Origin of the sequence: Mycobacterium senriense (assembly GCF_019668465.1) — a bacterium.
Lineage (GTDB): Bacteria > Actinomycetota > Actinomycetes > Mycobacteriales > Mycobacteriaceae > Mycobacterium > Mycobacterium senriense.
Genome location: NZ_AP024828.1, coordinates 3,109,841 through 3,136,223 on the forward strand (window position 1 = coordinate 3,109,841; position 26,383 = coordinate 3,136,223).

Annotated in this window: 24 protein-coding genes and 1 pseudogene; 17 read left to right on the forward strand and 8 right to left on the reverse strand. The window is 68.7% G+C overall.

The genetic code is table 11. The annotated features are described in order from the left end of the window. Positions 1 to 55: 55 nt before the first annotated feature. Entirely contained in the window at positions 56 to 1,018 is a 963-nt protein-coding gene (locus MTY59_RS15030; protein WP_221046457.1) for an SGNH/GDSL hydrolase family protein, read from the reverse strand. 244 nt (positions 1,019 to 1,262) lie between these two features. Here MTY59_RS15030 and MTY59_RS15035 point away from each other — a divergent pair, with 244 nt between their 5' ends. From MTY59_RS15035 to MTY59_RS15050, 4 genes are all read left to right on the forward strand, one after another. After that, the gene (locus MTY59_RS15035) at positions 1,263 to 2,330 is read left to right on the forward strand and encodes an alpha/beta hydrolase (RefSeq protein ID WP_221041854.1); all 1,068 of its coding nucleotides are present in this window, start codon (positions 1,263 to 1,265) and stop codon (positions 2,328 to 2,330) included. 62 nt (positions 2,331 to 2,392) lie between these two features. After that, positions 2,393 to 3,799 (forward strand): cystathionine beta-synthase, encoded by a 1,407-nt coding sequence (locus MTY59_RS15040; RefSeq protein WP_221041855.1) that lies wholly within the window; start codon positions 2,393 to 2,395, stop codon positions 3,797 to 3,799. 98 nt (positions 3,800 to 3,897) lie between these two features. Then, positions 3,898 to 4,632, forward strand: coding sequence for an RDD family protein (locus tag MTY59_RS15045; RefSeq protein WP_221041856.1), 735 nt, complete (start codon positions 3,898 to 3,900; stop codon positions 4,630 to 4,632). 11 nt (positions 4,633 to 4,643) lie between these two features. Continuing rightward, the gene (locus MTY59_RS15050; RefSeq protein ID WP_221041857.1) at positions 4,644 to 5,822 is read left to right on the forward strand and encodes a cystathionine gamma-synthase; all 1,179 of its coding nucleotides are present in this window, start codon (positions 4,644 to 4,646) and stop codon (positions 5,820 to 5,822) included. Positions 5,823 to 5,907: 85 nt separating this feature from the next. Here MTY59_RS15050 and greA read toward each other — a convergent pair whose 3' ends face one another. After that, a complete protein-coding gene (gene greA / locus MTY59_RS15055) occupies positions 5,908 to 6,402 on the reverse strand; it encodes a transcription elongation factor GreA (protein ID WP_064953998.1) in 495 nt (164 codons plus the stop codon). 221 nt (positions 6,403 to 6,623) lie between these two features. Continuing rightward, positions 6,624 to 7,058, reverse strand: a complete 435-nt coding sequence (locus tag MTY59_RS15060) for a DUF4307 domain-containing protein (RefSeq protein ID WP_221041858.1) — start codon at positions 7,056 to 7,058, stop codon at positions 6,624 to 6,626. Positions 7,059 to 7,180: 122 nt separating this feature from the next. Between MTY59_RS15060 and mca the strand changes: the two genes are divergently transcribed. The 4 genes from mca to MTY59_RS15080 are packed head-to-tail and all read left to right on the forward strand — an operon-like array spanning position 7,181 to position 10,768. Then, positions 7,181 to 8,053, forward strand: a complete 873-nt coding sequence (gene mca / locus MTY59_RS15065; RefSeq protein ID WP_221041859.1) for a mycothiol conjugate amidase Mca — start codon at positions 7,181 to 7,183, stop codon at positions 8,051 to 8,053. Next, the gene (locus MTY59_RS15070; protein ID WP_221041860.1) at positions 8,050 to 8,361 is read left to right on the forward strand and encodes a hypothetical protein; all 312 of its coding nucleotides are present in this window, start codon (positions 8,050 to 8,052) and stop codon (positions 8,359 to 8,361) included. The genes mca and MTY59_RS15070 overlap by 4 nt, the downstream gene beginning before the upstream one ends. Then, positions 8,348 to 10,363, forward strand: a complete 2,016-nt coding sequence (locus MTY59_RS15075; RefSeq protein ID WP_221041861.1) for a thioredoxin domain-containing protein — start codon at positions 8,348 to 8,350, stop codon at positions 10,361 to 10,363. The genes MTY59_RS15070 and MTY59_RS15075 overlap by 14 nt, the downstream gene beginning before the upstream one ends. A 21-nt stretch (positions 10,364 to 10,384) precedes the next feature. Next, positions 10,385 to 10,768 carry a nuclear transport factor 2 family protein gene (locus tag MTY59_RS15080; RefSeq protein WP_221041862.1) on the forward strand — a complete coding sequence of 128 codons (384 nt, stop codon included), beginning with the start codon at positions 10,385 to 10,387 and terminating at the stop codon, positions 10,766 to 10,768. On the opposite strand, the gene trhA is transcribed toward MTY59_RS15080, so the two are convergent. Beyond that, the gene (gene trhA / locus MTY59_RS15085) at positions 10,765 to 11,538 is read right to left on the reverse strand and encodes a PAQR family membrane homeostasis protein TrhA (protein WP_221041863.1); all 774 of its coding nucleotides are present in this window, start codon (positions 11,536 to 11,538) and stop codon (positions 10,765 to 10,767) included. The genes MTY59_RS15080 and trhA overlap by 4 nt on opposite strands. A 169-nt stretch (positions 11,539 to 11,707) precedes the next feature. Between trhA and MTY59_RS15090 the strand changes: the two genes are divergently transcribed. The 3 genes and pseudogenes from MTY59_RS15090 to MTY59_RS15100 all read left to right on the forward strand — a co-directional run bounded on the left by MTY59_RS15090 (position 11,708) and on the right by MTY59_RS15100 (position 14,584). After that, positions 11,708 to 12,496, forward strand: a complete 789-nt coding sequence (locus MTY59_RS15090) for a (2Z,6E)-farnesyl diphosphate synthase (protein ID WP_221046458.1) — start codon at positions 11,708 to 11,710, stop codon at positions 12,494 to 12,496. Between the two features lie 47 nt (positions 12,497 to 12,543). Next, positions 12,544 to 13,916, forward strand: a pseudogene (locus MTY59_RS15095) (hypothetical protein). A gap of 245 nt (positions 13,917 to 14,161) precedes the next feature. After that, positions 14,162 to 14,584, forward strand: coding sequence for a hypothetical protein (locus MTY59_RS15100; protein ID WP_221041864.1), 423 nt, complete (start codon positions 14,162 to 14,164; stop codon positions 14,582 to 14,584). 27 nt (positions 14,585 to 14,611) lie between these two features. Here the strand turns inward: MTY59_RS15100 and coaA are convergent, their stop codons facing one another. Continuing rightward, positions 14,612 to 15,550 carry a type I pantothenate kinase gene (gene coaA / locus MTY59_RS15105; protein ID WP_044487112.1) on the reverse strand — a complete coding sequence of 313 codons (939 nt, stop codon included), beginning with the start codon at positions 15,548 to 15,550 and terminating at the stop codon, positions 14,612 to 14,614. Between the two features lie 116 nt (positions 15,551 to 15,666). Between coaA and glyA the strand changes: the two genes are divergently transcribed. The 5 genes from glyA (at position 15,667) to MTY59_RS15130 (ending at position 21,977) form a co-directional block, all read left to right on the forward strand. Next, on the forward strand, positions 15,667 to 16,947 hold the full coding sequence (gene glyA, locus MTY59_RS15110; protein ID WP_221046459.1) for a serine hydroxymethyltransferase: 1,281 nt from the start codon (positions 15,667 to 15,669) through the stop codon (positions 16,945 to 16,947). Between the two features lie 119 nt (positions 16,948 to 17,066). Further along, positions 17,067 to 17,894, forward strand: coding sequence for an acyl-ACP desaturase (locus MTY59_RS15115; RefSeq protein WP_221041865.1), 828 nt, complete (start codon positions 17,067 to 17,069; stop codon positions 17,892 to 17,894). A 249-nt stretch (positions 17,895 to 18,143) separates the two neighbouring features. Beyond that, positions 18,144 to 19,445 (forward strand): RNA 5'-3' helicase PhoH2, encoded by a 1,302-nt coding sequence (phoH2, locus tag MTY59_RS15120; protein WP_221041866.1) that lies wholly within the window; start codon positions 18,144 to 18,146, stop codon positions 19,443 to 19,445. A gap of 57 nt (positions 19,446 to 19,502) precedes the next feature. Next, entirely contained in the window at positions 19,503 to 20,378 is an 876-nt protein-coding gene (locus tag MTY59_RS15125; protein ID WP_221041867.1) for a polysaccharide deacetylase family protein, read from the forward strand. A gap of 156 nt (positions 20,379 to 20,534) precedes the next feature. After that, complete coding sequence (locus MTY59_RS15130; protein WP_221041868.1) at positions 20,535 to 21,977, forward strand: adenylate/guanylate cyclase domain-containing protein; 1,443 nt, start codon at positions 20,535 to 20,537, stop codon at positions 21,975 to 21,977. Positions 21,978 to 21,993: 16 nt separating this feature from the next. Here MTY59_RS15130 and MTY59_RS15135 read toward each other — a convergent pair whose 3' ends face one another. The 3 genes from MTY59_RS15135 to glpX are packed head-to-tail and all read right to left on the reverse strand — an operon-like array spanning position 21,994 to position 25,616. After that, entirely contained in the window at positions 21,994 to 23,037 is a 1,044-nt protein-coding gene (locus tag MTY59_RS15135; RefSeq protein ID WP_221041869.1) for a flagellar basal body-associated FliL family protein, read from the reverse strand. Positions 23,038 to 23,090: 53 nt separating this feature from the next. Then, complete coding sequence (locus tag MTY59_RS15140) at positions 23,091 to 24,506, reverse strand: class II fumarate hydratase (RefSeq protein ID WP_221041870.1); 1,416 nt, start codon at positions 24,504 to 24,506, stop codon at positions 23,091 to 23,093. A 30-nt stretch (positions 24,507 to 24,536) separates the two neighbouring features. Further along, complete coding sequence (glpX, locus tag MTY59_RS15145) at positions 24,537 to 25,616, reverse strand: class II fructose-bisphosphatase (RefSeq protein WP_221041871.1); 1,080 nt, start codon at positions 25,614 to 25,616, stop codon at positions 24,537 to 24,539. A 55-nt stretch (positions 25,617 to 25,671) separates the two neighbouring features. Here glpX and MTY59_RS15150 point away from each other — a divergent pair, with 55 nt between their 5' ends. Further along, positions 25,672 to 26,370: a DUF4245 domain-containing protein gene (locus tag MTY59_RS15150; RefSeq protein ID WP_221041872.1), complete on the forward strand. Its 699-nt coding sequence runs from the start codon at positions 25,672 to 25,674 to the stop codon at positions 26,368 to 26,370. The last annotated feature ends 13 nt before the right edge of the window (positions 26,371 to 26,383 follow it).

Genomic DNA, 26,383 nt, shown 5'->3' on the forward strand with positions numbered 1-26,383 from the left:
GGCTGGCTCGCTTCGCCTTCGGGCGGTAGGTCCACCCCGACGGGTGAGAACAAATCTAGTCGCTGCCGACCTCGGGGCACGAAGACGGGGCAGGTCCGGGCGCCGGACGCCGCCACAGCCGCGACATCACGCTGGTGCGCGTGTGCCGCTGACCGAGCACCGGCGTCGCCGCCGGCACCGGCGAACTCACCGGCGGACGCTCCACCTCCTCACCCAGCGCGTCGCAGAGGGCGAGCAGCAGCGCGTCGGCCGCGAGCGCATAGGCCGGTGCCGAGGGGTGGAAGCCGTCGGCGGAGAACATGACGTCTGGCGTGGCCCGGAATTGCGGCGCCATCAGCTGCGCCAACGGCACCGGCACGCCGCCGGCCGACCGGACCGCCGTGGTCTGGGCGCGCGCAAGCTGCAGGCAACGCTCGTGCGCCAGCGACCGCAGCGGCTGCGGAATGGCGCTGATGAACCCGAGATCGGGGCAGGTGCCGACGATCACCACGGCGCCGCGGGCGCGCAACTTGCGGACGGTCAACCCCAGCCGCTGCGCCGACTGGCTGATGCCGTTCAGCGCGGTCACGTCGTTGGCGCCGACCATGATCACCGCGATGTCCGGCGGCGGGCCGGCCACGAACATCGCGTCGACCTGACCGCACACGCCCTTGGAGGTGGCGCCCACGATCGCCTTGGTGCTCAGCCGGATGCGTTTGCCAGTCTGCTCGGCGAGGCCGCGGGCGATCCGTACCCCGGGCACTTCGTCGGCGCTCATGCAGCCGTATCCGGCGGCGGTCGAGTCACCGAAGATCATCAGGTGCTGGTCGACCGCCAGGCCGCGATGCCACCGTTCCACCGGACCGCCGCCGCGCACGTACACGCCGTCCGCCCGGGGCGGGATGTCCCAGGACTTGGGGATGATCGTGCGCGCGTGGGTCGCCTGGCCGACCAACAGACTGCGTGCCCCCAGGTAGGCGGTTCCTGTTGAGGCCAGCGCGCCCGCTGTGGCCAGGGCGATCGCCGAACGACGTGGCACCCGCATGGTCACGCGATCAAGTCTAGAGCGGCTGCAGGTTTCGCGCGGGTGGCTGAAAAACGAACTGATTACGGTGCGAAGCAAAACTGGTATCGAATCAGCTATTTCATACGTTGCACTAAGCATCGCCTGTCAAGCTGAAGTCAAGGGGTTGGCTGAGCGCTTTGGCAAACGGCTGAACCAAAACGCTCGGTCGCCTCGTCACATGCTGTATCGGACTACGACGGCGTAGGAAGTGTTGAGCATGACTGCACCTAGCAAGGAATCGGGGTCATCGGCAACTACCGTTCGACTCCATGACGTCCTGAGAGCGCGTCGAGACCGGGCGCGCAAATTCGCCATCAGCGACGGGGCACCCGTCGAGGTTCTGGAATCCGGGCCCAGCGTCGCCGCGCGACTGGCGAACCTCACCTCGCGTCTGACCATCCGGCCGATCCTGTCCGTCGGCAGCCATGTCCCCAACCTGCCCTGGCCCTGGGGTCTCATCGACCTCACGGCCCGGGTGCTGATCCCGGCGTCGGCCACCGTCCGCGAGACCGTGAAGCTGCCCCATGCGTCGGCGCAGCTGGTCCGCGCGCCCGGGGTGCTGCCCGCCGACGGCAGCCGCCGCGTGATCGTCTACCTCCACGGCGGTGCCTTTCTGACTTGTGGGGCGAACTCGCACGGCCGGCTCGTCGAAGCCCTGTCCAAGTTCGCGGACTCGCCCATCCTGGTGGTCAATTACCGTCTGCTGCCGAAGAATTCGGTCGGGATGGCCCTCCAGGACTGCCACGACGCGTACCGGTGGCTGCGCCGGCGCGGGTACGAACCCGACCAGATCGTGCTGGCCGGCGACTCCGCGGGCGGCTACCTGGCTCTAACGTTGGCCCAGCGCCTGCAGGAGGAGGGTGAGGAGCCCGCTGCGCTGGTGGCGATCTCGCCCCTGCTGCAGCTGGCCAAGGAACCCAAGCAGGCTCACCCCAACATCGAGACGGATGCGATGTTCACCGCCGGGGCGTTCGATGCGCTCTCCGAGCTGGTGGCCGGGGCGGCCCGGAAGAACATCGTCGACGGGAAGCCCGAAGAGATCTACGAGCCGCTGGAGCACATCAAGCCAGGGCTGCCGCGCACGCTGATCCACGTGTCGGGCTCCGAGGTGCTGTTACACGACGCACGGCTGGCCGCGAGCAGGCTGGCCGCGGTGGGCGTTCCGGCCGAGGTGCGGGTGTGGCCCGGGCAGGTCCACGACTTCCAGCTGGCCGCGCCGATGGTCCCCGAGGCCATCCGCTCGCTCCGACAGATCGGCGACTACATCCGCGAGGCCACCGGCTAACTCGCGCAAACCGCGGGGAGAGTAGTTGTGCGCCGCGCGAAACCGCCTGAGACCATGAACGCATGCGGATCGCCCAGCACATCAGTGACCTCATCGGCGGCACACCGCTGGTGCGTCTGAATTCCGTCGTCCCCGACGGCGCCGGCATCGTGGCGGCCAAGGTCGAATACCTCAATCCCGGTGGCAGCTCCAAGGACCGGATCGCGGTGAAGATGATCGACGCCGCCGAGGCCAGCGGACAGCTGCGGCCCGGCGGCACCATCGTCGAACCCACCTCGGGCAACACCGGAGTCGGGCTGGCCCTCGTCGCCCAGCACCGCGGCTACAAGTGCGTGTTCGTCTGCCCCGACAAGGTCAGCGAGGACAAGCGCAACGTGCTGATGGCCTACGGCGCCGAGGTCGTTGTGTGCCCGACCGCCGTGCCGCCCGAGCACCCGGACAGTTACTACAGCGTCTCCGACCGGCTGGTCACCGAGATCGACGGAGCATGGAAGCCCGACCAGTACGCCAACCCGGAGGGGCCGGCCAGCCACTACGCCACCACCGGCCCGGAGATCTGGGCCGACACCGACGGCAAGGTCACCCACTTCGTCGCGGGCATCGGCACCGGCGGAACGATCACCGGCGCGGGCCGCTACCTCAAAGAGGTGTCGGGCGGCGCGGTGCGCATCATCGGCGCCGACCCGGAGGGATCGGTGTACTCCGGCGGTACCGGCCGGCCCTATCTGGTGGAGGGCGTCGGTGAGGACTTCTGGCCGCAGGCCTATGACCGCACGGTGCCCGACGAGATCATCGCCGTCTCCGACTCCGACTCGTTCGACATGACCCGGCGGTTGGCCCGCGAGGAAGCGATGCTGGTCGGCGGCTCGTGCGGGATGGCGGTGGTCGCCGCGCTCAAGGTCGCCGAGCAGGCCGGCCCCGACTCGATCGTGGTGGTGCTGCTGCCCGACGGCGGACGCGGCTACATGTCGAAGATCTTCAACGACGCCTGGATGTCGTCGTACGGGTTCCTGCGCAGCCGTCTCGACGGCTCCACCGAACAGTCCCGGGTCGGCGACGTGCTGCGCCGCAAGTCCGGGGAGCTGCCCGACCTGGTGCACACCCACCCGTCCGAGACCGTGCGCGACGCGATCGGCATCCTGCGTGAGTACGGGGTGTCGCAGATGCCGGTGGTCGGCGCCGAGCCGCCGGTGATGGCGGGGGAGGTCGCCGGCAGCGTCTCCGAGCGCGAACTGTTGTCGGCCGTTTTCGAGGGCCGGGCGAAATTGGCCGACGCGGTCGCGCAGCACATGAGCCCGCCGCTGCCGATGATCGGCGCCGGGGAGTCGGTCAGCGCGGCCGGCAAGGCGCTGCGCGATTGGGATGCGCTGATGGTGGTCGAGGAAGGCAAACCGGTTGGGGTGATCACCCGCTATGACTTGCTGGGCTTCCTTTCCGAGGGACCGCGGGGGCTGTCCGGGCGCCGCTAGTTCACGGCGCCGCGCGTCTCGCTGGGGCGCGACGCGCTCGGGTACTGTTTCGGCTGTCCCAGCTAGGGGTCCAGCTGACCCGGAGTGGAAGGTTGCCCATGACCGATCAACCGCCGCCCGGCGGCGCTTACCCGCCACCCCCCTCGTCGCCCGGGCCCGCGGGCGATCAGCCGCCGCCGGCTGGACAGCAGATGCCGCCGCCGCCTCCGCAGGCGCCCGCCGGGTCCTATCCGCCGCCCCCGCCCCCGCCGCCCGGCGGGTCGTACCCGCCGCCCCCGCCGTCGGCCGGCGGGTACGCGCCGCCGCCACCCGGGCCGGCGATCCGCACGCTGCCGACGCAGGACTACACGCCGTGGCTCACCCGCGCGCTGGCGTTCGTCATCGACATCCTCCCGTACATCGTGGTGCACGGGATCGGCACCGCGATCCTGGTCGCCACCCAGCAGACCGCCTGCATCACCGACGTCACGCAGTACGCCGTCAACCAGTACTGTGCCACCCAGAACTCGACCGTCGGCATGGTGGCGCAGTGGCTGGCGTCGATAATCGGGCTGTTCTATCTGATCTGGAATTACGGCTACCGGCAGGGCACCACCGGGTCGAGCGTCGGCAAGTCCGTGCTGAAGTGCAAGGTGGTCAGCGAGATCACCGGTCAACCCATCGGCTTCGGGCTGTCGGTGGTGCGCTCGCTGGCACACTTCGTCGACGCGATCATCTGCTTCATCGGTTTCCTTTTCCCGCTGTGGGATTCGAAGCGTCAAACGCTGGCGGACAAGATCATGACGACGGTGTGCTTGCCGATCGACGGGGCCGAGAGGCCGGCCGTCACCTAGGCTGACCGTCGATGAGCGACGACCGCAACGGGCACCCCGAGTTCACCGGACTGGCCACCAAAGCGATTCACGCCGGCTATCGGCCGGACCCGGCAACCGGCGCGGTGAACGCCCCGATCTACGCCAGCAGCACCTTCGCCCAGGACGGTGTCGGCGCCCTGCGCGGCGGGTTCGAATACGCGCGCACCGGCAACCCGACCCGCGCCGCGCTGGAAGCGGCGCTGGCCGCCGTCGAAGACGGCGCCTACGGACGGGCCTTCGGTTCGGGCATGGCCGCCACCGATTGCGCCCTGCGCGCGCTGCTGCGCCCCGGCGACCATGTGGTCATCCCGAACGACGCCTACGGCGGCACCTTCCGGCTGATCGACAAGGTCTTCACCCAGTGGGGCGTGGAGTACACGCCGGTGGCGCTGCACGAGCTGGACGCCGTCGCCGCCGCGATGACGTCGCGAACCCGGCTGATCTGGGCGGAAACCCCGACCAATCCACTGCTGTCCATCGCCGACATCGCCGCGCTGGCCGAACTGGCGGCCGGGCGGGCCAGCAAAAGCCCAGCAAAGGTGTTGGTGGACAACACTTTTGCCTCACCCGCGTTGCAGCAGCCGTTGACGCTGGGCGCCGACATCGTGCTGCACTCGACCACCAAATACATCGGTGGGCACTCCGACGTGGTGGGCGGTGCGCTGGTCTCAAACGATCAGGAGCTGGACGAGGCGTTCGCCTTTCTGCAGAACGGTGCCGGCGCGGTGCCCGGCCCGTTCGACGCCTACCTGACGATGCGCGGCCTGAAGACACTGGTGCTACGCATGCAGCGACACAGCGAAAACGCTTCTGCCGTAGCGGAATTCCTCGAAGGCCACCCCGCGGTGAGCGCGGTGCTCTATCCCGGCCTGCCCTCGCACCCCGGCCATCAGGTCGCCGCACGGCAGATGAGTGCCTTCGGCGGCATGGTTTCGGTCCGCATGCGCGGCGGCCGCGACGCCGCCCGCGATCTGTGCGCCAAGACCAGGGTCTTCATCCTGGCGGAATCGCTGGGCGGGGTCGAGTCGCTGATCGAGCACCCCAGCGCGATGACGCACGCATCGACGGCCGGATCGCAATTGGAGGTCCCCGATGATCTGGTGCGCCTGTCGGTCGGCATCGAAGACATCGCGGACCTGCTGGCCGATCTCGATCAGGCCCTGGGCTAGAAGCCCCGATCAGGCTTTCGGGCGCCTGACCGATGGTGGCGACCCGCTGCCGCCCGGCTACGCCGGGCTTGCGATCGCCACGGGATCAGGAGTGGTAGGGCTCCGCGCTGACCAGCGTGACCTCGACGGTGTTGCCGTTGGGCACCACGTAGGTGCGGGTCTCGCCTTCCTTGGCGTCGATCAGGGCGCCGCCTAGCGGTGAATTGGGCGAGTACACCTCGAGCTTGCCGTCGTTGACGCCCTCCTGGCGGGTGGCGATCAGGAAGGTCTCCGTGTCGGACTTGTCGCCGTTGTAGTAGACCTTCACCACCGAGCCGGGCAGCGCGACGCCGGACTGCTTGGGCGCCTCGCCGACCTTGGCGTTGTTGAGCAGGTCCTGCAGCTGACGGATCCGGGCCTCCTGCTGGCCCTGCTCTTCGCGGGCGGCGTGGTAGCCGCCGTTCTCGCGCAGGTCGCCCTCCTCGCGGCGGTCGTTGATCTCCGCGGCGATGACCGGACGATTCGCGATCAGGTGATCGAGCTCGGCCTTGAGGCGATCGTGTGACTCCTGGGTAAGCCAGGTCACGGAAGTGTCCGTCATCTCGTCGTGCTCCTCGTATGTTGTTTCGCGAGTTCGCGTTAAGCAGTGTCAGCCCCGCCGCCCCCGGAGCGTGCGGGTCCCTCCCCGCGTGCTGCCGCTCCGTTTTGCTCACGGTCGCTAATGCAGCAACACGGCCCCAACCGGAACCGTGCATTCATCCATGTTACCACTGCGCAAACAGTTGATGACCCCATATTCGCAGTTCGTCGTGGATCGGGAGGTCACGCCGGGCGCAGGTAGGCGGGCACATCGGTGCCGCAGCCATAGATGTCGGCCACCACCGGCGGTTCGAAGGATTTCACCGTCGTGGTCACCTGCACGGTGGCCGCGTCCGACGGCGGGACCAGCAGCTCGCGCCGGCCCGTCTCGCTGCCGTCCTGCGCGCGGACCCGCACGATGCAGTCCACCGGCCGCGACGGATCCGATCGCGTCACGCTGATGGTTATCGACGCCGTCTGGTCGTCGATCAACCGGTAGCCGGCCATCGTCCCCTTGACGTCGCTGGTGCCGAACCGGTGATAACCGATGACGGCGATGACGAGTCCGGCCACGATCACCAACGCGCCCAGCGCGGCGATCAGCCACCGCCGCGGGATACGCGACAGCCGGGAGCGTCCGTAGCGGGCCTCCGGGCGGGAAATCGGGGTTTCGGTCATACCTGGTTATGCCTGTTTTGCCTGGTCGTCGGCCGCCGGGCACCAGCCGGCGGCATGCAACGAAGTCGGAACTGGAATTATAGGGTCAGACCGGGCGACCACCAGAGGTGACAAGGGAGCACGTGAGCGAATTGCGGTTGATGGCGGTGCATGCCCACCCCGACGACGAGTCCAGCAAGGGCGCGGCCACGCTGGCCCGCTACGCCGACGAGGGCCACCGGGTGCTGGTGGTCACGTTGACCGGCGGCGAGCGCGGCGACATTCTCAACCCGGCGATGGACCTGCCTGAGGTGCATGGACACATCGCCGAAATCCGTCGTGACGAGATGGCCAAGGCCGCCGAGATACTCGGCGTGGAGCACACCTGGCTGGGTTTCGTCGACTCCGGGCTGCCGCAGGGTGACCCGCCGCCGCCGTTGCCCGAAGGCTGTTTCGCGCTGGTGCCGCTGGAGGAGTCGGTCGAGGCGCTGGTCCGCGTGGTCCGTGAGTTCCGCCCGCACGTGATGACCACGTACGACGAGACCGGCGGCTATCCCCATCCCGATCACGTTCGCTGCCATCAGGTTTCGGTTGGCGCGTTCGAGGCGGCCGGCGATTACCGGCTCTTCCCGGACGCCGGTGAGCCGTGGACGGTGTCCAAGCTCTACTACAACCACGGGTTCCTGCGCGCGCGGATGCAATTGCTGCACGACGAAGCCATCAAGCACGGTCAAGAACCCCCGTTCAAGAAGTGGCTCGAACACTGGGACGCCAAGTACGATCCGTTCGAGTCCCGGGTCACCACGCGGGTCGAGTGCTCGGCGTACTTCAGTCAGCGCGACGACGCGCTGCGCGCACACACCACCCAGATCGACCCCGACCACGACTTCTTCGCCGCTCCCATCGCGTGGCAGCAACGGCTTTGGCCCACTGAGGAATTCGAGTTGGCGCGCTCACGCGTCCCGGTCCGGCTGCCCGAGGACGACCTGTTCGCCGGAATCGAGAGCGACGAGTGAATCACCTCTATCTGGTCGTGACCGCCGCCGGCTGGCAGGCCGACGGCCCGCCCCACCACACCGGCCCCGATTTCGGCAAGGCCAGCCCGATCGGGCTGCTGATCGTCGTGTTGCTTTTGATCAGCACGCTGTTTCTGCTGCGGTCGATGAACCGCCAGCTGAAGAAGGTGCCGGAATCGTTTGATCCCAAGCATCCCGAACCGGACCAGGCCGCCGACGAGGGCACCGACGCGGTCGACCCGGGCGGCGCCCCCGACCAGGCGGACGGTTCACCGCGAGCCCCGGGGCCCGGCGATGAGCCCGGCTGACCCCGCGTCGACGAACACCCTTGGGCTGGCGACCAGCCCGTATCTGCGCCAGCACGCCGACAATCCGGTGCATTGGCAGCAGTGGACGCCCGAGGCACTGGCCGAAGCCGCCGCCCGCGACGTGCCGATCCTGCTCTCGGTCGGCTACGCGGCCTGCCACTGGTGCCACGTCATGGCCCACGAATCGTTCGAGGACGACGAAGTGGCCGCCGCGATGAACGCGGAGTTCGTCTGCGTCAAGGTCGACCGTGAGGAACGCCCGGACATCGACGCGGTGTACATGAACGCCACGGTCGCGCTCACCGGGCAGGGCGGCTGGCCGATGACGTGTTTCCTCACGCCGGACGGCCGCCCCTTCTTCTGCGGCACGTACTATCCGAAAGCGGGCTTCCTGCAACTTCTTTCGGCTGTATCCGCCACTTGGCGGGAGCGTCGTGATGAGGTGGAGGAGGCCTCCGACAATATCGCCGGTGAGCTACGCAAGATGGCTTCGGCTCTCCCGGGTGCCGGTCCGGCCGTGGCGCCCGAGCTGTGCGACCACGCCGTCGCCACGCTGCTCAGGGAACGCGACGCGGTGCACGGCGGGTTCGGCGGTGCGCCCAAATTCCCACCGTCGGCGCTGCTCGAGGCGCTGCTGCGGCACTTCGAGCGCACCGGATCGCCGGCGGCCCTCGCGGCGGTCGCGCACACCGGCGCCGCGATGGCGCGCGGCGGCATCTACGACCAGCTCGGCGGCGGATTCGCCCGCTACAGCGTCGACAACGCCTGGGTGGTCCCGCATTTCGAGAAGATGCTGTACGACAACGCGCTGCTGCTGCGCGCGTATGCGCACTGGGCCAGGCGCACCGGTGATCCGCTGGCGCGCCGGGTCACCGCCCAGACCGCCCGGTTCCTGCTCGACGATCTGGCCGACGGCGCCATGTTCACCTCGTCGCTGGACGCCGACGCCGACGGCCGGGAGGGATCGACCTATGTCTGGACACCGGCGCAGCTGAACGAGGTGCTCGGGCCCGACGACGGCCCTTGGGCGGCAGGCGTTTTCGCGGTCACTCCGGGCGGCACGTTCGAGCACGGCGCCTCGGTGCTGCAGCTACCCGCGGATCCCGAAGATCCGCAACGGCTGGACCGGGTGCGGTCCGCGCTGCTGGCCGCCCGGCATAGCCGAATCCAGCCCGGCCGCGACGACAAGGTCGTCACGTCGTGGAACGGGCTGGCGATCACCGCGTTGGTGGAGGCCGGGGTGGCGCTCGACGAGCCCGAATTGATCGACGCCGCAAGGCGTTGCGCGCGGGCGCTGCTGGAATTGCATGTCGTCGACGGCCGGTTGCGACGCGCCAGCCTGGGCGGCGTCGTCGGCGACAGCGTTGCCATTCTCGAGGACCACGCGATGCTGGCCACCGGGCTGCTTGCGCTCTATCAGCTGAGCGCCGACGCGACCTGGCTGACCGCGGCCACCGACCTGCTGGACACCGCGCTGGCGCACTTCGCCGATCGGGCGCAACCCGGCCGCTGGTTCGACACCGCCGACGATGCCGAGCAGTTGGTGCTCCGGCCGGCCGACCCGCTGGACGGCGCGACTCCGTCGGGAGCGTCGTCGATCACCGAGGCGCTGCTGACCGCCGCGCACCTGGTCGACGGCGACCGCGCCGAGCGTTATCTACGGGCGGCGGCCGAATCGCTGGGCGCGCACTCGCTGCTGTTGGACCGTGCGCCGCGGTCGGCCGGGCATTGGCTGGCCGTCGCCGAAGCGGCGGTGCGCGGACCGCTGCAGATCGCGGTCGCCTGCGACTCGCCGGCCTCGGCGCTACTCGCCCACGCGCGGCGGCTGGCGCCCGGCGGGGCGATCGTCGTGGGCGGGGAGCTGGATTCGTCGGCGCTGCTGGCCGGCCGGCCCCGGGTGGGCGGCGCCGACGCCGCCTACGTGTGCCGCGGGCAGGCCTGCGACCTGCCGGTGACGACGCCGGCCGAACTGGCCGCTGCCATAGGTGTTTCCGGCCGCTAGCGCGCGGTTACCCTGCGTCCCATGCCGAACGCCGCCAGGACCGAAGCGATCAGGAACACGGTCAACCGCTACATCGAGTTGGTCGCCAAGGGCGGCGCCGATGACTTGGTCGAGTTGTACGCCGACGACGCCACCGTCGAGGATCCGGTCGGCGGCGAGGTGCACATCGGCCGGCAGGCCATCCACGGCTTCTACTCCGCGGTCAGCGAACTGCAGCGCGAATCCGAACTGCTGACGCTGCGCGTCGCCGGCAACGAGGCGGCCTTCCAATTCCGGCTGACCGTGACCGCGGGCGAGCGCCGGATGGTGATCGAGCCGATCGACGTCATGGTCTTCGACGCCCAAGGCAAGATCGCCTCGATGAAGGCCTACTGGTCGCCGGAGGACGACGTCGCCCCGGCCTAGCCGCCCGCCAGCCAGGCGTGGTCGCCGGTGTAGAAGACGGCGAACCACATGGCGATGTAGTGCAGGATCGCCGCGATCGCGGTGAAGGCGTGGAAGAACTCGTGGTAGCCGAAAGTCGTCGGCCATGGGTCGGGCCAGCGCAGCCCGTAGAAGATGCCGCCCACGCTGTAGAAGACGCCGCCCACCGCCAGCAGCACCATCGCGGCCACCCCGGCCTGGTGCAGGATCGTGGGTGCGAACCAGACGGCCACCCACCCGAGTAGCAGATAGAGCGGCACGCCGACCCAGCGCGGCGCCGTCGGCCAGCACATCTTCAACGCGATGCCGGCGGCCGCGCCGCCCCACACGATGCACTGCACAAGCACCCCGGTGTTCTGCGGCATGACCAGCCGCGCGAACGGGGTGTAGCTGCCGGCGATGAACACGAAGATCATCGAATGGTCGAGCCGCTTCATCCGGCTGCGCGCGACGGCCGACTTCCAGTGCACCCGGTGATAGGTGGCGCTGACCGCGAACATCGCCACCGTCGCCGCGGCGTAGACCAGCGTCGAGTGGCCGGCGCGGGGCGAGGAGAGCGCCCAGGACACCGACACCAGCGTGGCGCCGGTGATGATGGCCAGCCACGCCGAGACGAAGTGGATCCAGCCGCGCAACCGGGGCTTGCCCAGGAACTGGGCGGCGCCCTCGACGAACTGCTCGACGGTGTTGCCTGGAACGATCGACTCGGGTTCGGGATCCGGGGTGGGGACGGTGCTGGTCTGGCTGCTCATGTCTCCGTGTCTTGCTCTCGCAACGTGGGGTACCGGTGGGGAGGCCGCCGGGAGGCTGCTCACGATCCACAGTAACCAGGGATGGTTACGGCGCTGTCTCGACTTCTCAGCCGACCGGGCCGAAATGAGAACCGGGAATTAATCACCGCTGGCAGTAGGGTGGATGTTCGTGGAAATTATCCCGCCGCGCCTCAAAGAGCCGCTGTATCGCGTCTACGAGTTGCGGCTGCGGCAGGGCCTGGCCGCCTCGAAATCCCAGCTGCCGCGGCACATCGCCGTGCTGTGCGACGGGAACCGGCGGTGGGCCCGCGACGCGGGATACGAGGACGTCAGCTACGGCTACCGCATGGGCGCGTCCAAGATCGCCGAGATGCTGCGCTGGTGTCAGGAAGCTGGGGTCGAAATGACCACGGTGTACCTGCTGTCCACCGAAAACCTGCAACGCGATCCCGACGAGCTGGCCGGCCTGATCGAAATCATCACCGACGTCGTGGAGGAGATCTGCGCACCGGCCAACCGCTGGAGTGTGCGCACGGTGGGGGACTTGGAACTGCTCGGCGACGAGCCGGCCCGCCGGCTGCGCGGTGCGGTCGAGTCCACGCCCAGCGTCGCGCCCTTTCACGTCAACGTGGCCGTCGGCTACGGCGGCCGGCAGGAGATCGTCGGCGCGGTGCGTGCGTTGCTGAACAAAGAACTCGCGAACGGCGCCACCGGGGAGGAGCTGGTCGAGGCGGTGACCGTCGAGGCCATCTCCGAGAACCTCTACACGTCCGGGCAGCCCGACCCCGACCTGGTGATCCGCACCTCGGGCGAGCAACGGCTGTCCGGATTCCTGCTGTGGCAGAGCGCGTATTCGGAGATGTGGTTCTGCGAAACGCATTGGCCGGCGTTCCGCCGCGTCGACTTCTTGCGCGCGCTGCGGGACTACAGCCAGCGGGATCGCCGGCACGGCAAGTAGCCCCAAAGACCTTCAGCGCCCGCTCGCGCGCGTGCCACACTAAGGACATGGCTGCGCTGTCGGCGGTGGTATTCACGCTGAGCGCCTGGCTGGGCCTGTATCTGGCCGCCCGCGATCCGCGCAAACCCGTCCTCGCGCTGGCCGCGGCCGGGCTGTGCGGTTTCGCGCTTGTGGTGGGCCTGGATGCGCGGTTCGCACCGCCGGCCCCGGGCCTGCCCAGCTGCTGAGTCGGGTCGAGATCTACCTGGCGGTCATCCCCGGTGTGGCCTGGTTCGCGGTGCTCGTCGAGTTGTCCCGGCCCAGTGACGGCTGGCGCTCACGCACCCGCGAGGTGTTACTCGTGGCCGGGGTCGCCGCGCTGGCCCTGTGCGGGGCGGCGCTGGCCGGCAGCGTCGACGGGCCGCTGCGGTTAGGCCACTGGCTGATGTTCGTGGTGATCTCGGTGTCGACGCTCGGCGCGATGGTCGTCGCGCTGCGCCGCCCTCGACGCCCGAGGCCGGCGGTGGGACTCGCCGTCACCGCGACCCTGTTCTTCGCGCTGAGCAATGCGATCCTGGTCATTCCGCTGGGCCTGGTGCCCAGCTGGGTTGCGCTGGCGTCGACGAGTTGCGACGTCCTCGGGCTCGGGGTCGCCGTCGCCCTGTGGGACGCGTTCGACGAGGGCCACGCGCTGCGCGCCGACATGCTGCGCTCGTTCGCCGGTTCGGTGGTGGTGGCGGTGCTGTTCGGTGGCCAGGCGCTGATCGGGTTGGCGGTGACCCGCGATGAACCCGGCGCGCAGACCGCGCTGACCGTGCTGCTGTTCACCAGCCTCGCGATCGCGATCACCGTGCAGGTGCTCGCCGATCCGCTGGCCGGGGTCCTCGATCGGCTGGCGTTCTCGAAATCTCCCGCGCTGCGGGCGGATCGGGCCGCGCTGCGCCATACCGGGGCGGCGCTGCCGCTGCGCCAGGAGCATCCGCTGGCCGGCGTCGACGACGTCACCTTCGCCAGGCTCACCCGCCGCGCACTGGGCCATTACGGCGACCTGACCAAGCTGGTCGCCAGCCCGCTGACCGCGTTGCCGGTGATCGACGAGCGGCTGGCCGCCCGGGGGGCCCCCGACCAACCGATCGAGCGGGCCAACGAACTCAAGGCCGTACTGGCCGACGGCATAGCGCGGCTCAAGCCACGCGACGGCGGCGACTTCGGAACCACCGAGGAGTGGCGGTACTACAACTCGCTGTATTTCCCCTACGTAGTCGGGGTGCGCGCGTACGCGCAGAACGCCACCGCCTCGGGTCTGGATCCGACCGCGCGGCAGGCCTGGCACTGGTTCGTCACCGAGGTTCCACAGCGCTCGCTGCACAATTGGCAGAACGCCGCCGCTCGGCTGATCGCCGCGGATCTTCGTGGACGGGTGCGAGTTCCGAGCGATTAGAACGGGTACTTCAGTCACCGCGGTCACCGGACGGCACACGGTGCCGTGCGCCTGTGGCTTGTGGGGCCGCTGAGCCCCAAGGCTGGCGCGTGTCAAATATTTACCCGCCGACGGGAATAGTCTGGTGAACCACCTCGTCTTTCTACCCGTGGCAGTAGTTGGCAGCGCCACGAGTCGATATGGCAGTGCACTGGCGGCACCCTCAAAGCTGTTCGACCCAACCCGCCATCGCGAGGAGTAATCACATGAGCTCTGTTACGGAAGTTTCAGGCATCACGACCCGGCCCCTCTACGACTCGACCGACTCGCTGTTGCGTTTTGCCGTGCGTGCCGACGCGACGTTGACGGGATTGTGCGGATTGGCGATCGCCGTCCTGGCCGACCCGCTGTCGTCGCTGACCGGCCTGACGTCGTTCCAGGAATACGTCGGGGGCGTCTTTCTTGTGCTCTACGGCCTGCTGGTGTTCAGCCTCGGGGCGGTGCCGGACCTGCGCCGCGTCGGCGTCAGCGTCCTGGTGGCCAACATCGTTTTCGCGCTTGCCTCGATCGCGGCCGCGGAAGCGCTGCCGCTCACCGCTACCGGCGTCGCGTTGACGCTGGGCACCGGTGCCTTTACGGCGGCGTTCGCGCTTCTGCAATACCTGGGCTTGCGCCGCCTCGTGGCGTGATCCGCCGCCCCGGCCGGTCTCGCAACCTCAGAGCTTGCGCAGCCGCAACCGGTTGATGGAGTGGTCGGCGTCCTTGCGCAGCACCAGGGTGGCGCGCGGCCGGGTCGGAAGGATGTTCTCGACCAGGTTGGGCCGGTTGATCGACCGCCAGATCTCGCGAGCGGCGGCCACCGCCTTGGTGTCGTTCAGGGCCGAGTAGTGGTGGAAGTGCGATTCGGGATCCGCGAAGGCGGTGCTGCGCATGGCCAGGAATCGCGATACGTACCACTGCTCGATGTCTTCGATTCGGGCGTCGACGTACACGCCGAAGTCGAACAGGTCCGACACCATCAGGGTCGGACCGGTCTGCAGAACGTTGAGCCCCTCCAAGATCAAGATGTCGGGGTGGCGGACAACATGCTTGGCCCCGGGGATGATGTCGTATTTCAGGTGCGAATACACCGGCGCGCACGCGTAGTCCGAACCGGATTTGACCGAAGTCACGAACCGCATCAGCGCGCGACGGTTGTAGCTCTCCGGAAACCCCTTGCGGTGCATCAGGTTCCGCCGGTCCAGCTCGGCGTTCGGGTACAGGAAGCCGTCGGTGGTGACCAGGTCCACGCGCGGGTGGTGATCCCACCGCGCCAACAGGGCCTGCAGCACACGGGCGGTCGTCGACTTGCCGACCGCCACGCTGCCGGCCACCCCGATGATGAACGGCACCGGCCGGTCCGGGTTCTGCTGCGGTTCGCCGAGGAATTCGGCGGTGGCGGCGAACAATCGCTGCCGCGCCGCGACCTGCAGGTGAATGAGCCGGGCCAGCGGCAGATAGACCTCTTCGACTTCGAGCAAGTCGATTTGTTCACCCAAACCGCGCAGCCCGACGAGTTCTTCCTCGGTGAGGGCCAGCGGCGTCGACATACGAAGCGCGCGCCATTGCTTTCGGTCGAACTCCACATATGGGCTCGGCTCGCTAAGCCGCGGCATAGTGCAAGTGTTGCAGGGGCGCCGAAATGCCCGACGGCTGGGCTGGCGAAAACTCAACGCTGGATAGACTGGCGGCCGTGACTGCTGCACCTGACGCCCGCCCCTCGACGTCCGTGATGTCCGCCCCGCTGGCCGACGTCGACCCGGATATCGCCGAGCTTCTCGGCAAAGAACTCGGCCGGCAACGCGACACCCTCGAGATGATCGCTTCGGAGAACTTCGTGCCGCGCGCCGTGCTGCAGGCGCAGGGCAGCGTGCTGACCAACAAGTACGCCGAGGGTCTGCCCGGGCGGCGCTACTACGGCGGCTGCGAATACGTCGACGTCGTGGAGAACATCGCCCGCGACCGGGCCAAGGCGCTCTTCGGCGCCGACTTCGCCAACGTGCAGCCGCATTCGGGCGCGCAGGCCAACGCCGCGGTGCTGCACGCGCTGATGTCGCCGGGGGAGCGGCTGCTGGGTCTGGACCTGGCCAACGGTGGTCACCTGACGCACGGCATGAAGCTGAACTTCTCCGGCAAGCTCTACGAGAACGGTTTCTACGGCGTCCATCCGACGACGCATCTGGTCGACATGGACGTGGTGCGCGCGCAGGCGCTGGAGTTCCGTCCGAAGGTGATCATCGCCGGCTGGTCGGCCTACCCGCGAATCCTCGACTTCGCGGCCTTCCGGTCGATCGCCGACGAGGTCGACGCCAAACTCTGGGTGGACATGGCGCACTTCGCGGGTCTCGTCGCGGCCGGGCTGCACCCGTCTCCTGTGCCGCACGCCGACATCGTCTCGACCACCATTCACAAGACGCTCGGCGGCGGCCGCTCCGGCATGATCCTGGGCAAGCAGGAGTACGCCAAGGCGGTGAACTCTGCGGTGTTCCCCGGCCAGCAGGGCGGCCCGCTCATGCACGTCATCGCGGGCAAGGCCGTCGCGCTGAAGATCGCGAGCACCCCGGAATTCGTCGAGCGGCAGCAGCGCACGCTGTCCGGCGCGCGCATCCTCGCCGACCGGCTGTTGGCCGCCGATGTCGCGAAGGCGGGAGTGTCGGTGGTCAGCGGCGGCACCGACGTGCACCTGGTGCTGGTGGACCTGCGCAACTCCCCGCTGGACGGTCAGGCCGCCGAGGACCTGCTGCATGAGGTCGGCATCACCGTCAACCGCAACGCCGTGCCCAACGACCCGCGTCCGCCGATGGTCACCTCGGGGCTGCGGATCGGGACGCCCGCCCTGGCCACCCGCGGCTTTGGCGACGCCGAGTTCAGCGAGGTCGCCGACATCATCGCCACCGCGCTGGCGGCCGGCAGTTCCGCCGACGTGGCCGGACTGCGGCAGCGCGTGACGCGGCTGGCGCAGGAGTTTCCGCTGTACGACGGCCTGGAAGACTGGGCGCTGGTCGGCCGCTGACCCGGCTCCGGCGCGCGCCGAACGGCCCGGCCGGGCGGCCCTGAGGACCAATGTCACCAGTTGCCGCGATACGACCCGGTCGATTTCATGAACATGTGTACGCGGGTTACAGTTATCTGATGGCCGAAAGACCTGTCGCTAACGCGCTGACCCTGGAACTCGAGCCGGTCGTCGAAGCAAACATCGACCGCCACCTGTCCACCGAAGAACTCTGGTTCGCACACGACTTCGTGCCGTTCGACCGGGGCGAGAACTTCGCCTTCCTCGGTGGGCGCGACTGGGACCCGTCGTCGATGACGCTGCCGAGGCCGTTGACGGACGCCTGCGAGATCATGCTGCTGCTCAAGGACAACCTGGCAGCCCACCACCGTGAGCTGGTCGAGCACTTCATCCTGGAGGACTACTGGGGCCGCTGGCTGGGCCGGTGGACCGCCGAGGAGCACCTGCACGCCATCGCGCTGCGCGAGTACCTGGTGGTGACCCGCGAGGTCGACCCGACCGCCAACGAAGAGGCCCGCGTCCAGTACGTCATGAAGGGCTACCGGGCCGACACCTACTCACAGGTGGAGACGCTGGTGCACATGGCGTTCGTCGAACGGACCCACGCCGTGTTCTGTGAAAACCTGGCGGCCAAGCTCGAGGAGCCCATCCTGGCCGGCCTCATCGACCGTATCGCCCGCGACGAGCGCCGCCACGAGGTCTTCTTCTCCAACCTCGTCGCGCACTGCCTCGACTACACCCGCGACGAGACCATCGCGGCGATCGCCGCCCGCGCCGCCGACCTCAAGGTGCCCGGCGCCGACATCGACGCGTACGCGGACAAGGTGCAGAACGTCGAAAAGGTAGGCATTTTCGGTCCGGAGCAGCTGCGCCAGGCGATCTCCGACCGCATCACCGCATGGGGGCTCGCGGACGAGCCCGAACTGCGGCAATTGATCGTCGGCTAAGCCGGCCTGCCCGCACAACATCGGCCGCCCGCCGAAGGTGGTCGCGGCTCGCCCCACGTCGGCGCGCCTGCACAGCGCGCATGCGGCCACGGGAGTAGCGTCGATCTCGATGGTCAGCGTCATGCTCTGCTGCCAGGGCGGCACCTCCCGTCACCACAACGGAAGGACCGGCCCCGGTCCTGGTGCTGCGGTTCCCGTCGACATGCCTGTGCGGGTCCGCGCGGGCTCATCCCGCTCGAGGAGCGCTACGTGACCGAAATCCGGACCTACGTGATCGACACTTCCGTGCTGCTGTCCGACCCCTGGGCGTGCAGCCGGTTCGCCGAACACGAGGTGGTTGTTCCGTTGGTGGTGATCAGCGAGCTGGAGGCCAAACGCCACCACCACGAGCTGGGATGGTTCGCCCGCCAGTCCTTGCGGCTGTTCGACGATCTCCGGCTGTTGCACGGACGACTGGATCAGCCCATTCCCGTTGGGACGCAAGGCGGTTCGCTGCACGTCGAGCTGAACCACACGGACCCGTCGGTGCTGCCGGCGGGTTTCCGCAGCGACAGCAACGACTCCCGGATCCTGAGCTGTGCCGCCAACCTCGCCGCCGAAGGCAAGCGAGTTACGTTGGTGAGCAAGGACATTCCGCTTCGCGTCAAGGCCGCCGCGGTGGGTCTGGCCGCCGATGAATACCACGCGCAGGACGTGGTGGCCTCCGGGTGGTCGGGGATGCGCGAGATCGAGACCGCCACCGAGGACATCGACGCGCTGTTCGCCGACGGCGAGATCGATCTGGTGGAAGCGCGAGACCTGCCCTGCCACACCGGGGTTCGGCTGCTCGGCGGAAGCTCTCACGCGCTGGGCCGGGTCAACGCGGACAAGCGCGTCCAACTGGTCCGCGGCGACCGCGAGGTGTTCGGGCTGCGCGGCCGCTCGGCCGAGCAGCGCGTGGCGCTCGACCTGTTGCTCGACGAGTCGGTGGGCATCGTGTCGCTGGGCGGCAAGGCGGGCACCGGCAAGTCGGCGCTCGCGTTGTGTGCCGGCTTGGAGGCGGTGCTGGAGCGGCGGACCCAGCGCAAGGTGGTGGTCTTCCGGCCGCTCTACGCCGTCGGCGGTCAAGAACTCGGATACCTGCCCGGCAGCGAGAGCGAAAAGATGGGGCCGTGGGCGCAGGCCGTCTTCGACACCCTCGAGGGCCTCGCCAGCCCGGCGGTGCTCGAGGAAGTGCTGTCCCGGGGCATGCTCGAGGTGCTGCCGCTGACCCACATCCGGGGCCGGTCCTTACACGACTCTTTCGTGATCGTCGACGAGGCGCAGTCGCTGGAGCGCAACGTCCTGCTGACCGTGCTGTCCAGGCTGGGGACCGGATCGCGCGTGGTGTTGACGCACGACATCGCGCAGCGCGACAACCTGCGAGTGGGCCGTCACGACGGGGTCGCGGCGGTGATCGAGAAGCTCAAGGGCCATCCGCTGTTCGCCCATATCACGCTGCTGCGCAGCGAGCGGTCCCCGATCGCCGCCCTGGTCACCGAGATGCTCGAGGAGATCGCCGGCCCGCAGTGAGGGCGCCTGACCAGCGCGCTCGATCCCGGGTAGGCCCCCCTTCGATAAACTTCCACGGTGGCGAAACGACCCGACACCCAAGCCTGGCGCTACTGGCGCACGGTTGTCGGCGTGGCGGCGGCCGTCGCGGTGCTGGTGATCGGCGGGCTCACGGGTCACGTGACGCGCGCCGACGACCTCAGCTGCTCGGTCGTCAAGTGCGTCGCGTTGACCTTCGACGACGGGCCCGGGCCGTTCGACGACCGGCTGCTGCAAGTCCTGAAGGAGAACGACGCCAAGGCCACCTTCTTCCTGATCGGCAACAAGGTGGCCGCCAACCCGGCCGGGGCCAAGCGCATCGCCGACGCGGGCATGGAGGTCGGCAGCCACACCTGGGAACACCCCAACATGACCACGATCCCGCGCGAGGACATCGCCGCCCAGTTCTCCAAGGCCAACGACGCGATCACCGCCGCGACCGGCCGCACCCCAAACATCTATCGCCCCGCGGGCGGATTATCCGACCCGGTGGTGCGCCAGGCCGCCGGCCAATTCGGTCTGGCCGAAATCCTCTGGGATGTGATCCCTTTCGATTGGGCGAATGACTCGAACACCGCGGCGACGCGCTACATGCTGATGACCTACATCAAGCCCGGCTCGGTGGTCCTGCTGCACAGCACCTACTCGAGCACCGTCGACCTGGTGTATCAGTTCATCCCGGTGCTCAAGGCCAACGGCTACCGGTTGGTGGCGGTCAGCGACCTGCTGGGATCACGTTCTCCCGGCAGCAGTTACGGCAGCCGGGAGAACGGACCGCCCGTCAACGGCCTGCACGACATCCCACCTGGCCACATCCCCACGCTGCCCAACACGCCCTCACCGAAACCGATGCCGAATTTCCCGATCACCGACATCCCAGGGCAGAACTCCGGCGGGCCGAACAACGGTGCGTAGAGCAAATTTCGGACCAGACGCGGCTACCTTCATAGGGTGATCACCGTGGGCTGGCTTCGGGATCGGCTTCCGCCATCGCGGCGTGACCCGGCGCGGCAGCCCGCCACGGGGCAACGAAAGTCGTTTCGAAGGTGGCTCTTTCAATACGGGTTCGATATGAGCCTGTCCTACGTGCTGGCCGTCGTCGAGGCGGCGGCCATCCTGATTCCGTTGCGGGGCCACACTTCCGTCGGCGCCAACGCCGACTTCGCGCGCCAGAACACCGCGACCGTGGTGCTACTCATCGTGCTGGGCGTGGTCAGCGTCGCGGTGGCCGGCGCGGTCAGCCTGGCACCCACCGTGCGCTGGTTCGTCGCGGGCGACGAACCCACCCCACAACAACGCGAAGCCGTGGTGAGGCTGGCCGGGCGCCAATCGGCGATCCTGGTCACGTCCTGGGCGATGACCGGCGGGATCTTCATCCTGCTGAATCTGACTGGCGGGCCGCAAGTTCTGCTGCCCATCGTGCTCGGCGTGCTGCTCGGCGGATCGGCCGCCGCCGGCACCGGGATGCTGCTCGCGCAACGCACCCTGCGGCCCATCATGCGCGCCGCCACGCTGGGCGCCGAGCCGCGGCTGGCGGTGCCGAGCGTGTATGCCCGGCTGGTTCTGCTGTGGTTCTTGTGCAGCGCCTTTCCCATCGCCGTCATCGCGACGTTGGTGGTTCTCCGCTCGTATGGCTGGCTGATCGAGAAGTCGGCCTCGCTGGACGTGCCGATTCTGGTGGTGGCGCTGGCGGCGCTGGTGCTGGGGCTGCCCACGATGATCCTGACCTCGCGGTCCATCTCGGATCCGGTCGGCGAGGTCGTCGACGCGATGGCCGAGATCGAACACGGCCACATGGAAACGTATGTCGGCGCCTACGAACGTTCTCAAATCGGGCGACTGCAAACGGGATTCAACCGAATGGTGGCAGGCCTCGCCGAGCGCGACCGGCTGCGTGATCTGTTCGGCCGCCATGTCGGCGCCGACGTCGCGCAACGCGCCCTCACCGAGGGCGCCACGCTGTCGGGCGACGTGGTCGAAGCGGCGGTGCTGTTCATCGATCTGGTGGGGTCCACCCAGTTCGCGGAAAGCCGCGCCCCGCAAGAGGTCGCGGAGGTGCTCAACGACTTCTTCCGGATCGTCGTGCACGCCGTCGACGAACACCACGGGCTGATCAACAAATTCGCCGGCGATGCCGCACTCGCCGTCTTCGGGGTGCCGTTGCCGATCAGCGAGCCCGCATCGTCGGCGTTGGCGACCGCCCGTGCACTCGGCTCCCAACTGCGGAGGCTGCCGGTCGATTTCGGCATCGGTGTGTCGGCGGGTCGGGTGTTCGCCGGCAACGTCGGCGCCGAAAACCGGTACGAATACACCGTGATCGGTGACGCCGTCAACGAAGCCGCGCGACTGGCCGACCTCGCCAAGACCTCGGACCGACGGATCCTGTGCTCGGCCGGTGCCATCGATGCCGCGGGTGAGGCCGAGCGCGCGCAGTGGGCCGAATGCTATTCCACCGTGCTGCGCGGGCGATCCGAGGCCACCCACGTCTCGGCACCGACCGGCCCGGCCGACTAGCCGGGCATGCCCCGCGTCAGGACTTCGAGACCTTCAGCGCGGCAATGATTTTGCCGACCAGGCCCGCCGAGGCGGCGTCACCGATGGGTGTGCTGCCGATGAAGACCGTGACTGGCTTGGTGTCGACGGCGATGATCGTGACGGAGTCGCCCTTGACGTTGCGACTGGGATCGGCGATCGTGACGTCGGCGTCGACCCGGGCCGCCTTGGTGCCGTCGACGGTGATCGACGACGACTTCGTCGGCCCGAGCGTGGGCTGGGCGTTCGCGTAGCCGGGACCCGCGACGATGCATTGCAGCAACTTCGTGGCTTGCGCCGTAAGGTCCATGCTGGGAACGAAATTGGTGACGCCCACCTCGGCCGTCATCATCCACTGGTTGGCCCCGGGCACGTCCTGGGCGACTCCCAGCCCGCCGATCAGGTTCGGGCCCTGGTCGTCGGAGAACACCGTCCAGCCGCCCGGCGCCGCACTGGCGGGGAACGAAAGCTTGCCCGCGGAGATCGAGTCGCTCCGCGGCATCTCACCGCCGGACACGTTCGGGGTGCAGTCGGTCGCGTTCTGCGCGGAGTTCTTCGGCTGCGAGGCCGAGGTGCTCGTTGTCGATGGCGCGGTGGCCGGCTTGTTGTCATGGCCGCCCTGCATCACCAGCAGGGTCGCCACCAGCGCGATGACCGCCAGCACGACCAGGCCGGCGATGATCAGCCACGGCAGTTTCGAGCGGGACCCACCCGGCGGCGGCCCCGGAGGGTAAGGCCCGGCCGGGCCGCCCGGCGGAAACTGTTGTCCGGGTTGAGGATACTGCTGATATGGGTACGGGCCACCGGGCGGCGGGTAGGCGTACGGACCGCCCTGCGGGTAAGGGCCTGGGCCGCCCTGCGGGTAAGGGCCTGGACCGCCCTGCGGGTAGGGGCCTGGACCGCCCTGCGGGTAGGGGCCGGGACCACCTGGCGGGTAGGGCCCGGGACCGCCCTGCGGCTGGCCGCCCCAATTCGGATCCTGCCCATACGGATTGCTTCCGTAGGGCCCCGGACCGTAGGGACCACCGGGAGGAGCCGTCATGGAAAACCACCCTTACTCTCGTCGACCACCGCCGTCACCCCCGGACGGTCGGCTCAGCCTTCGGGCTTGACCTTGGCCATCGCCAGCACGTCGAGCCGCCGGTCGAGTTCCTCGATCGACAACTTGTCGCCGATCAGGCCGCGATCGATCACGGTCTGACGAATCGTCTTGCGCTCCTTGAGCGCCTGCTTGGCCACCGCGGCGGCCTCCTCGTAGCCGATCGCCGAGTTTAGCGGCGTCACGATGGACGGCGACGACTCGGCCAGCTCGCGCAGGTGCTCCACGTTGGCGGCCAGCCCGGTGATGCAGCGCTCGGCGAACAGCTTGGACACGTTGGTCAGCAGCTTGAAGGACTCGAGGATGTTGCGGGCCATCATCGGGATGTAGACGTTGAGCTCGAACGCACCGTTCCCACCGCCCCATGCGACCGCTGCGTCGTTACCGATCACCTGCGCGGCGACCTGCGTGACCGCCTCGGGCAGAACGGGATTGACCTTGCCCGGCATGATCGAGCTGCCGGGCTGCAGGTCGGGCAGCTGGATCTCGGCCAGGCCGGTAAGCGGGCCCGACCCCATCCAGCGCACGTCGTTGGCGATCTTGGTCAGTGACACCGCGATGGTGCGCAGCGCGCCGGAAGCCTCGACCAGCCCGTCGCGCGCCGCCTGCGCCTCGAATGAGTTTGCCGCCGTGCGCAATTCACTCAGGCCGGTGGAGGCGACCAACGTCTCGACCACCTTGGCGCCGAAGCCGTCGGGAGCGTTCAGGCCGGTACCGACCGCGGTGCCGCCAATGGCCAGCTCGCCGAGCCGGGGCAGGGTCGCGCGCACCCGCTCGATGCCCGCCTCGATCTGCCGGGCGTACCCGCTGAATTCCTGACCGAGCGTCACCGGGACGGCGTCCATCAGGTGGGTGCGGCCCGATTTGACGACCGTGTGCCACTCGCGGGCCTTGCCGGCCAGGGCGGCGTGTAGCACCTCGAGGGCGGGGATGAGATGACGCACGGCGGCCTCGGTGGCCGCGATGTGAGTTGCGGTGGGGAAGGTGTCATTAGACGACTGCGACATGTTGACGTCGTCGTTGGGGTGCACCGTCACACCGTTGGCGGCCGCGATGCTGGCGATCACCTCGTTGGTGTTCATGTTGGAGCTGGTGCCCGAACCGGTCTGGAAGACGTCGATGGGGAACTGGTCGTCGTGCCGGCCGTCGGCGATCTCGGCCGCTGCGGCGATGATCGCGTCGGCCTTCTCCGGGGCCAGCAGCCCGAGGTCCTTGTTGACCTGTGCGCAGGCGCCCTTCAGCAGGCCCAACGCGCGGATCTGCGTGCGTTCCAGGCCGCGGCCCGAAATCGGGAAGTTCTCGACCGCGCGCTGGGTTTGCGCGCGCCACAACGCCTTTGCGGGTACGCGCACCTCGCCCATGGTGTCGTGCTCGATGCGGTACTCGGCGTCTTCGACGTTTTCAGCGCCCATAAAGCGGCTTCCTCGTTCTTCGATCGGTGGTCAGGGCAGGGGATAGGCGGCGGTGCTGTCGCCGGTGAAGTCAATGGCGGAATACTCGTTGAGTTTCGAAAGCCGGTGGTAGGCCTCGATCATCCGGACCGTGCCCGACTTCGACCGCATCACGATCGACTGGGTGGTGCAGCCGCCGGGGTAGTACTGCACGCCCTTGAGCAGGTCACCGTTGGTGACGCCGGTGGCGCAGAAGAAGACGTTGTTCCCGGACACCAGGTCCTCGGTGGTCAGCACCTGGTCGAGGTCGTAGCCGGCGTCGATGGCCTTCTGGCGCTCCTCGTCGTCCGTGGGCGCCAGCTGCGCCTGGATGGCGCCGCCCATGCACCGGATGGCGGCCGCGGCGATGATGCCCTCCGGGGTGCCGCCGATGCCGGCCAGCATGTCGGTGCCCGACAGGTACCGGCACGCCGAGATCGCGCCGGCGACGTCGCCGTCGGTGATCAGCCGGATCCGGGCGCCGGTGTCGCGCACGTCCTTGATCAGCTGGGCGTGCCGCGGGCGGTCCAGGATGCACACCGTCATGTCCCGCACCGACAGGTTCTTGACCTTGGCCACCGCGCGGATGTTCTCGGCGATCGGGGCGGTGATGTCGAGCACGTGCGCGGCCTCCGGGCCGACGGCGATCTTGTTCATGTAGAACACCGCGGACGGGTCGAACATCGCGCCGCGGTCGGCCACCGCCAGCACGGAGATCGCGTTGGGCATGCCCTTGCTCATCAGCGTCGTGCCGTCCACCGGGTCCACGGCGAAGTCGCAGTCCGGGCCGTCGCCGTTGCCGACCTCCTCGCCGTTGTAGAGCATCGGCGCGTTGTCCTTCTCGCCCTCGCCGATCACCACCACGCCGCGCATCGACACGGAGTTGACCAGCTCGCGCATCGCGTCGACGGCCGCGCCGTCACCGCCCTCTTTGTCGCCGCGGCCGACCCAGCGACCTGCGGCCATGGCTCCGGCCTCGGTGACGCGTACCAGTTCCAGAGCCAGGTTGCGGTCCGGAGCCTCACCGCGCGGTCGCCCCTGCGCTGTGGCCCGGCCGGTGGTGGCGGTCGAGTGCTCACCCTCAACTGTCATGGTTGTCGATTGTCCCAGAAGCGGATCGGTCCGCTGGAACTGGGATACTTGGGGGATGACCGAGGAGCCGCCGCTGAATGCCCAGCTTGATGGGAACGTAGCCGGCGCACCTTCTCCGCAGGCCGGCCCGGCGCCCAAGCCGGCGAAACCTCGGCTGTTGCAGGACGGTCGGGACATGTTTTGGTCCCTGATTCCGCTGGTCATCGGGTGCATCGTGCTGGCCGGGATGCTGGGCATGTGCTCGTTCCAGCTCGGCAACCACGAGGGCCCCGTCCCGCCCTATGACGCCGGTGCGGCCCTGCGTGCCGACGCTTCCGCGCTCGGCTTTCCCATCCGCCAACCCCGGCTGCCCGCCGGCTGGCAGGCCAACTCCGGCCACCGCGGTGGCATCCAGGGCGGGCGGACCGACCCCGGCAGCGGGCAGCGGGTGAACGCGCCCATCTCGGTCGTCGGCTACATCAGTCCGACCGGGATGTATCTGAGCCTGACCCAGAGCGACGCCGACGAGGACAAGCTCGTCAACTCGATTCATCCGTCGGCCTTCCCGACCGGGGCGGTCGACGTCGCCGGAACCAGCTGGGTGGTCTATCAGGGTTCCGGCCAGGACGGGGCGGACGCCGAGCCGGTGTGGACGACCCGGCTCAGCGGCCCGGGCGGTGTCACCCAAATTGCGATAACCGGCGCCGGAAACACCGATCAGTTCCGTACGCTGGCCTCGGCGACGCAATCACAACCGCCTTTGCCGAGCCGCTAGCCCACCCGCGCAA

Bases quoted from the DNA above. Each gene is read 5' to 3' on its own strand.
- MTY59_RS15035 (WP_221041854.1), top strand. From the start codon at position 1,263: ATGACTGCACCTAGCAAGGAATCGGGGTCATCGGCAACTACCGTTCGA.
- MTY59_RS15040 (WP_221041855.1), top strand. From the start codon at position 2,393: ATGCGGATCGCCCAGCACATCAGTGACCTCATCGGCGGCACACCGCTG.
- MTY59_RS15045 (WP_221041856.1), top strand. From the start codon at position 3,898: ATGACCGATCAACCGCCGCCCGGCGGCGCTTACCCGCCACCCCCCTCG.
- MTY59_RS15050 (WP_221041857.1), top strand. From the start codon at position 4,644: ATGAGCGACGACCGCAACGGGCACCCCGAGTTCACCGGACTGGCCACC.
- greA (WP_064953998.1), bottom strand. From the start codon at position 6,402: ATGACGGACACTTCCGTGACCTGGCTTACCCAGGAGTCACACGATCGC.
- MTY59_RS15060 (WP_221041858.1), bottom strand. From the start codon at position 7,058: ATGACCGAAACCCCGATTTCCCGCCCGGAGGCCCGCTACGGACGCTCC.
- MTY59_RS15075 (WP_221041861.1), top strand. From the start codon at position 8,348: ATGAGCCCGGCTGACCCCGCGTCGACGAACACCCTTGGGCTGGCGACC.
- MTY59_RS15080 (WP_221041862.1), top strand. From the start codon at position 10,385: ATGCCGAACGCCGCCAGGACCGAAGCGATCAGGAACACGGTCAACCGC.
- trhA (WP_221041863.1), bottom strand. From the start codon at position 11,538: ATGAGCAGCCAGACCAGCACCGTCCCCACCCCGGATCCCGAACCCGAG.
- MTY59_RS15100 (WP_221041864.1), top strand. From the start codon at position 14,162: ATGAGCTCTGTTACGGAAGTTTCAGGCATCACGACCCGGCCCCTCTAC.
- coaA (WP_044487112.1), bottom strand. From the start codon at position 15,550: ATGCCGCGGCTTAGCGAGCCGAGCCCATATGTGGAGTTCGACCGAAAG.
- glyA (WP_221046459.1), top strand. From the start codon at position 15,667: ATGTCCGCCCCGCTGGCCGACGTCGACCCGGATATCGCCGAGCTTCTC.
- MTY59_RS15115 (WP_221041865.1), top strand. From the start codon at position 17,067: ATGGCCGAAAGACCTGTCGCTAACGCGCTGACCCTGGAACTCGAGCCG.
- MTY59_RS15130 (WP_221041868.1), top strand. From the start codon at position 20,535: ATGAGCCTGTCCTACGTGCTGGCCGTCGTCGAGGCGGCGGCCATCCTG.
- MTY59_RS15135 (WP_221041869.1), bottom strand. From the start codon at position 23,037: ATGACGGCTCCTCCCGGTGGTCCCTACGGTCCGGGGCCCTACGGAAGC.
- MTY59_RS15140 (WP_221041870.1), bottom strand. From the start codon at position 24,506: ATGGGCGCTGAAAACGTCGAAGACGCCGAGTACCGCATCGAGCACGAC.
- glpX (WP_221041871.1), bottom strand. From the start codon at position 25,616: ATGACAGTTGAGGGTGAGCACTCGACCGCCACCACCGGCCGGGCCACA.
- MTY59_RS15150 (WP_221041872.1), top strand. From the start codon at position 25,672: ATGACCGAGGAGCCGCCGCTGAATGCCCAGCTTGATGGGAACGTAGCC.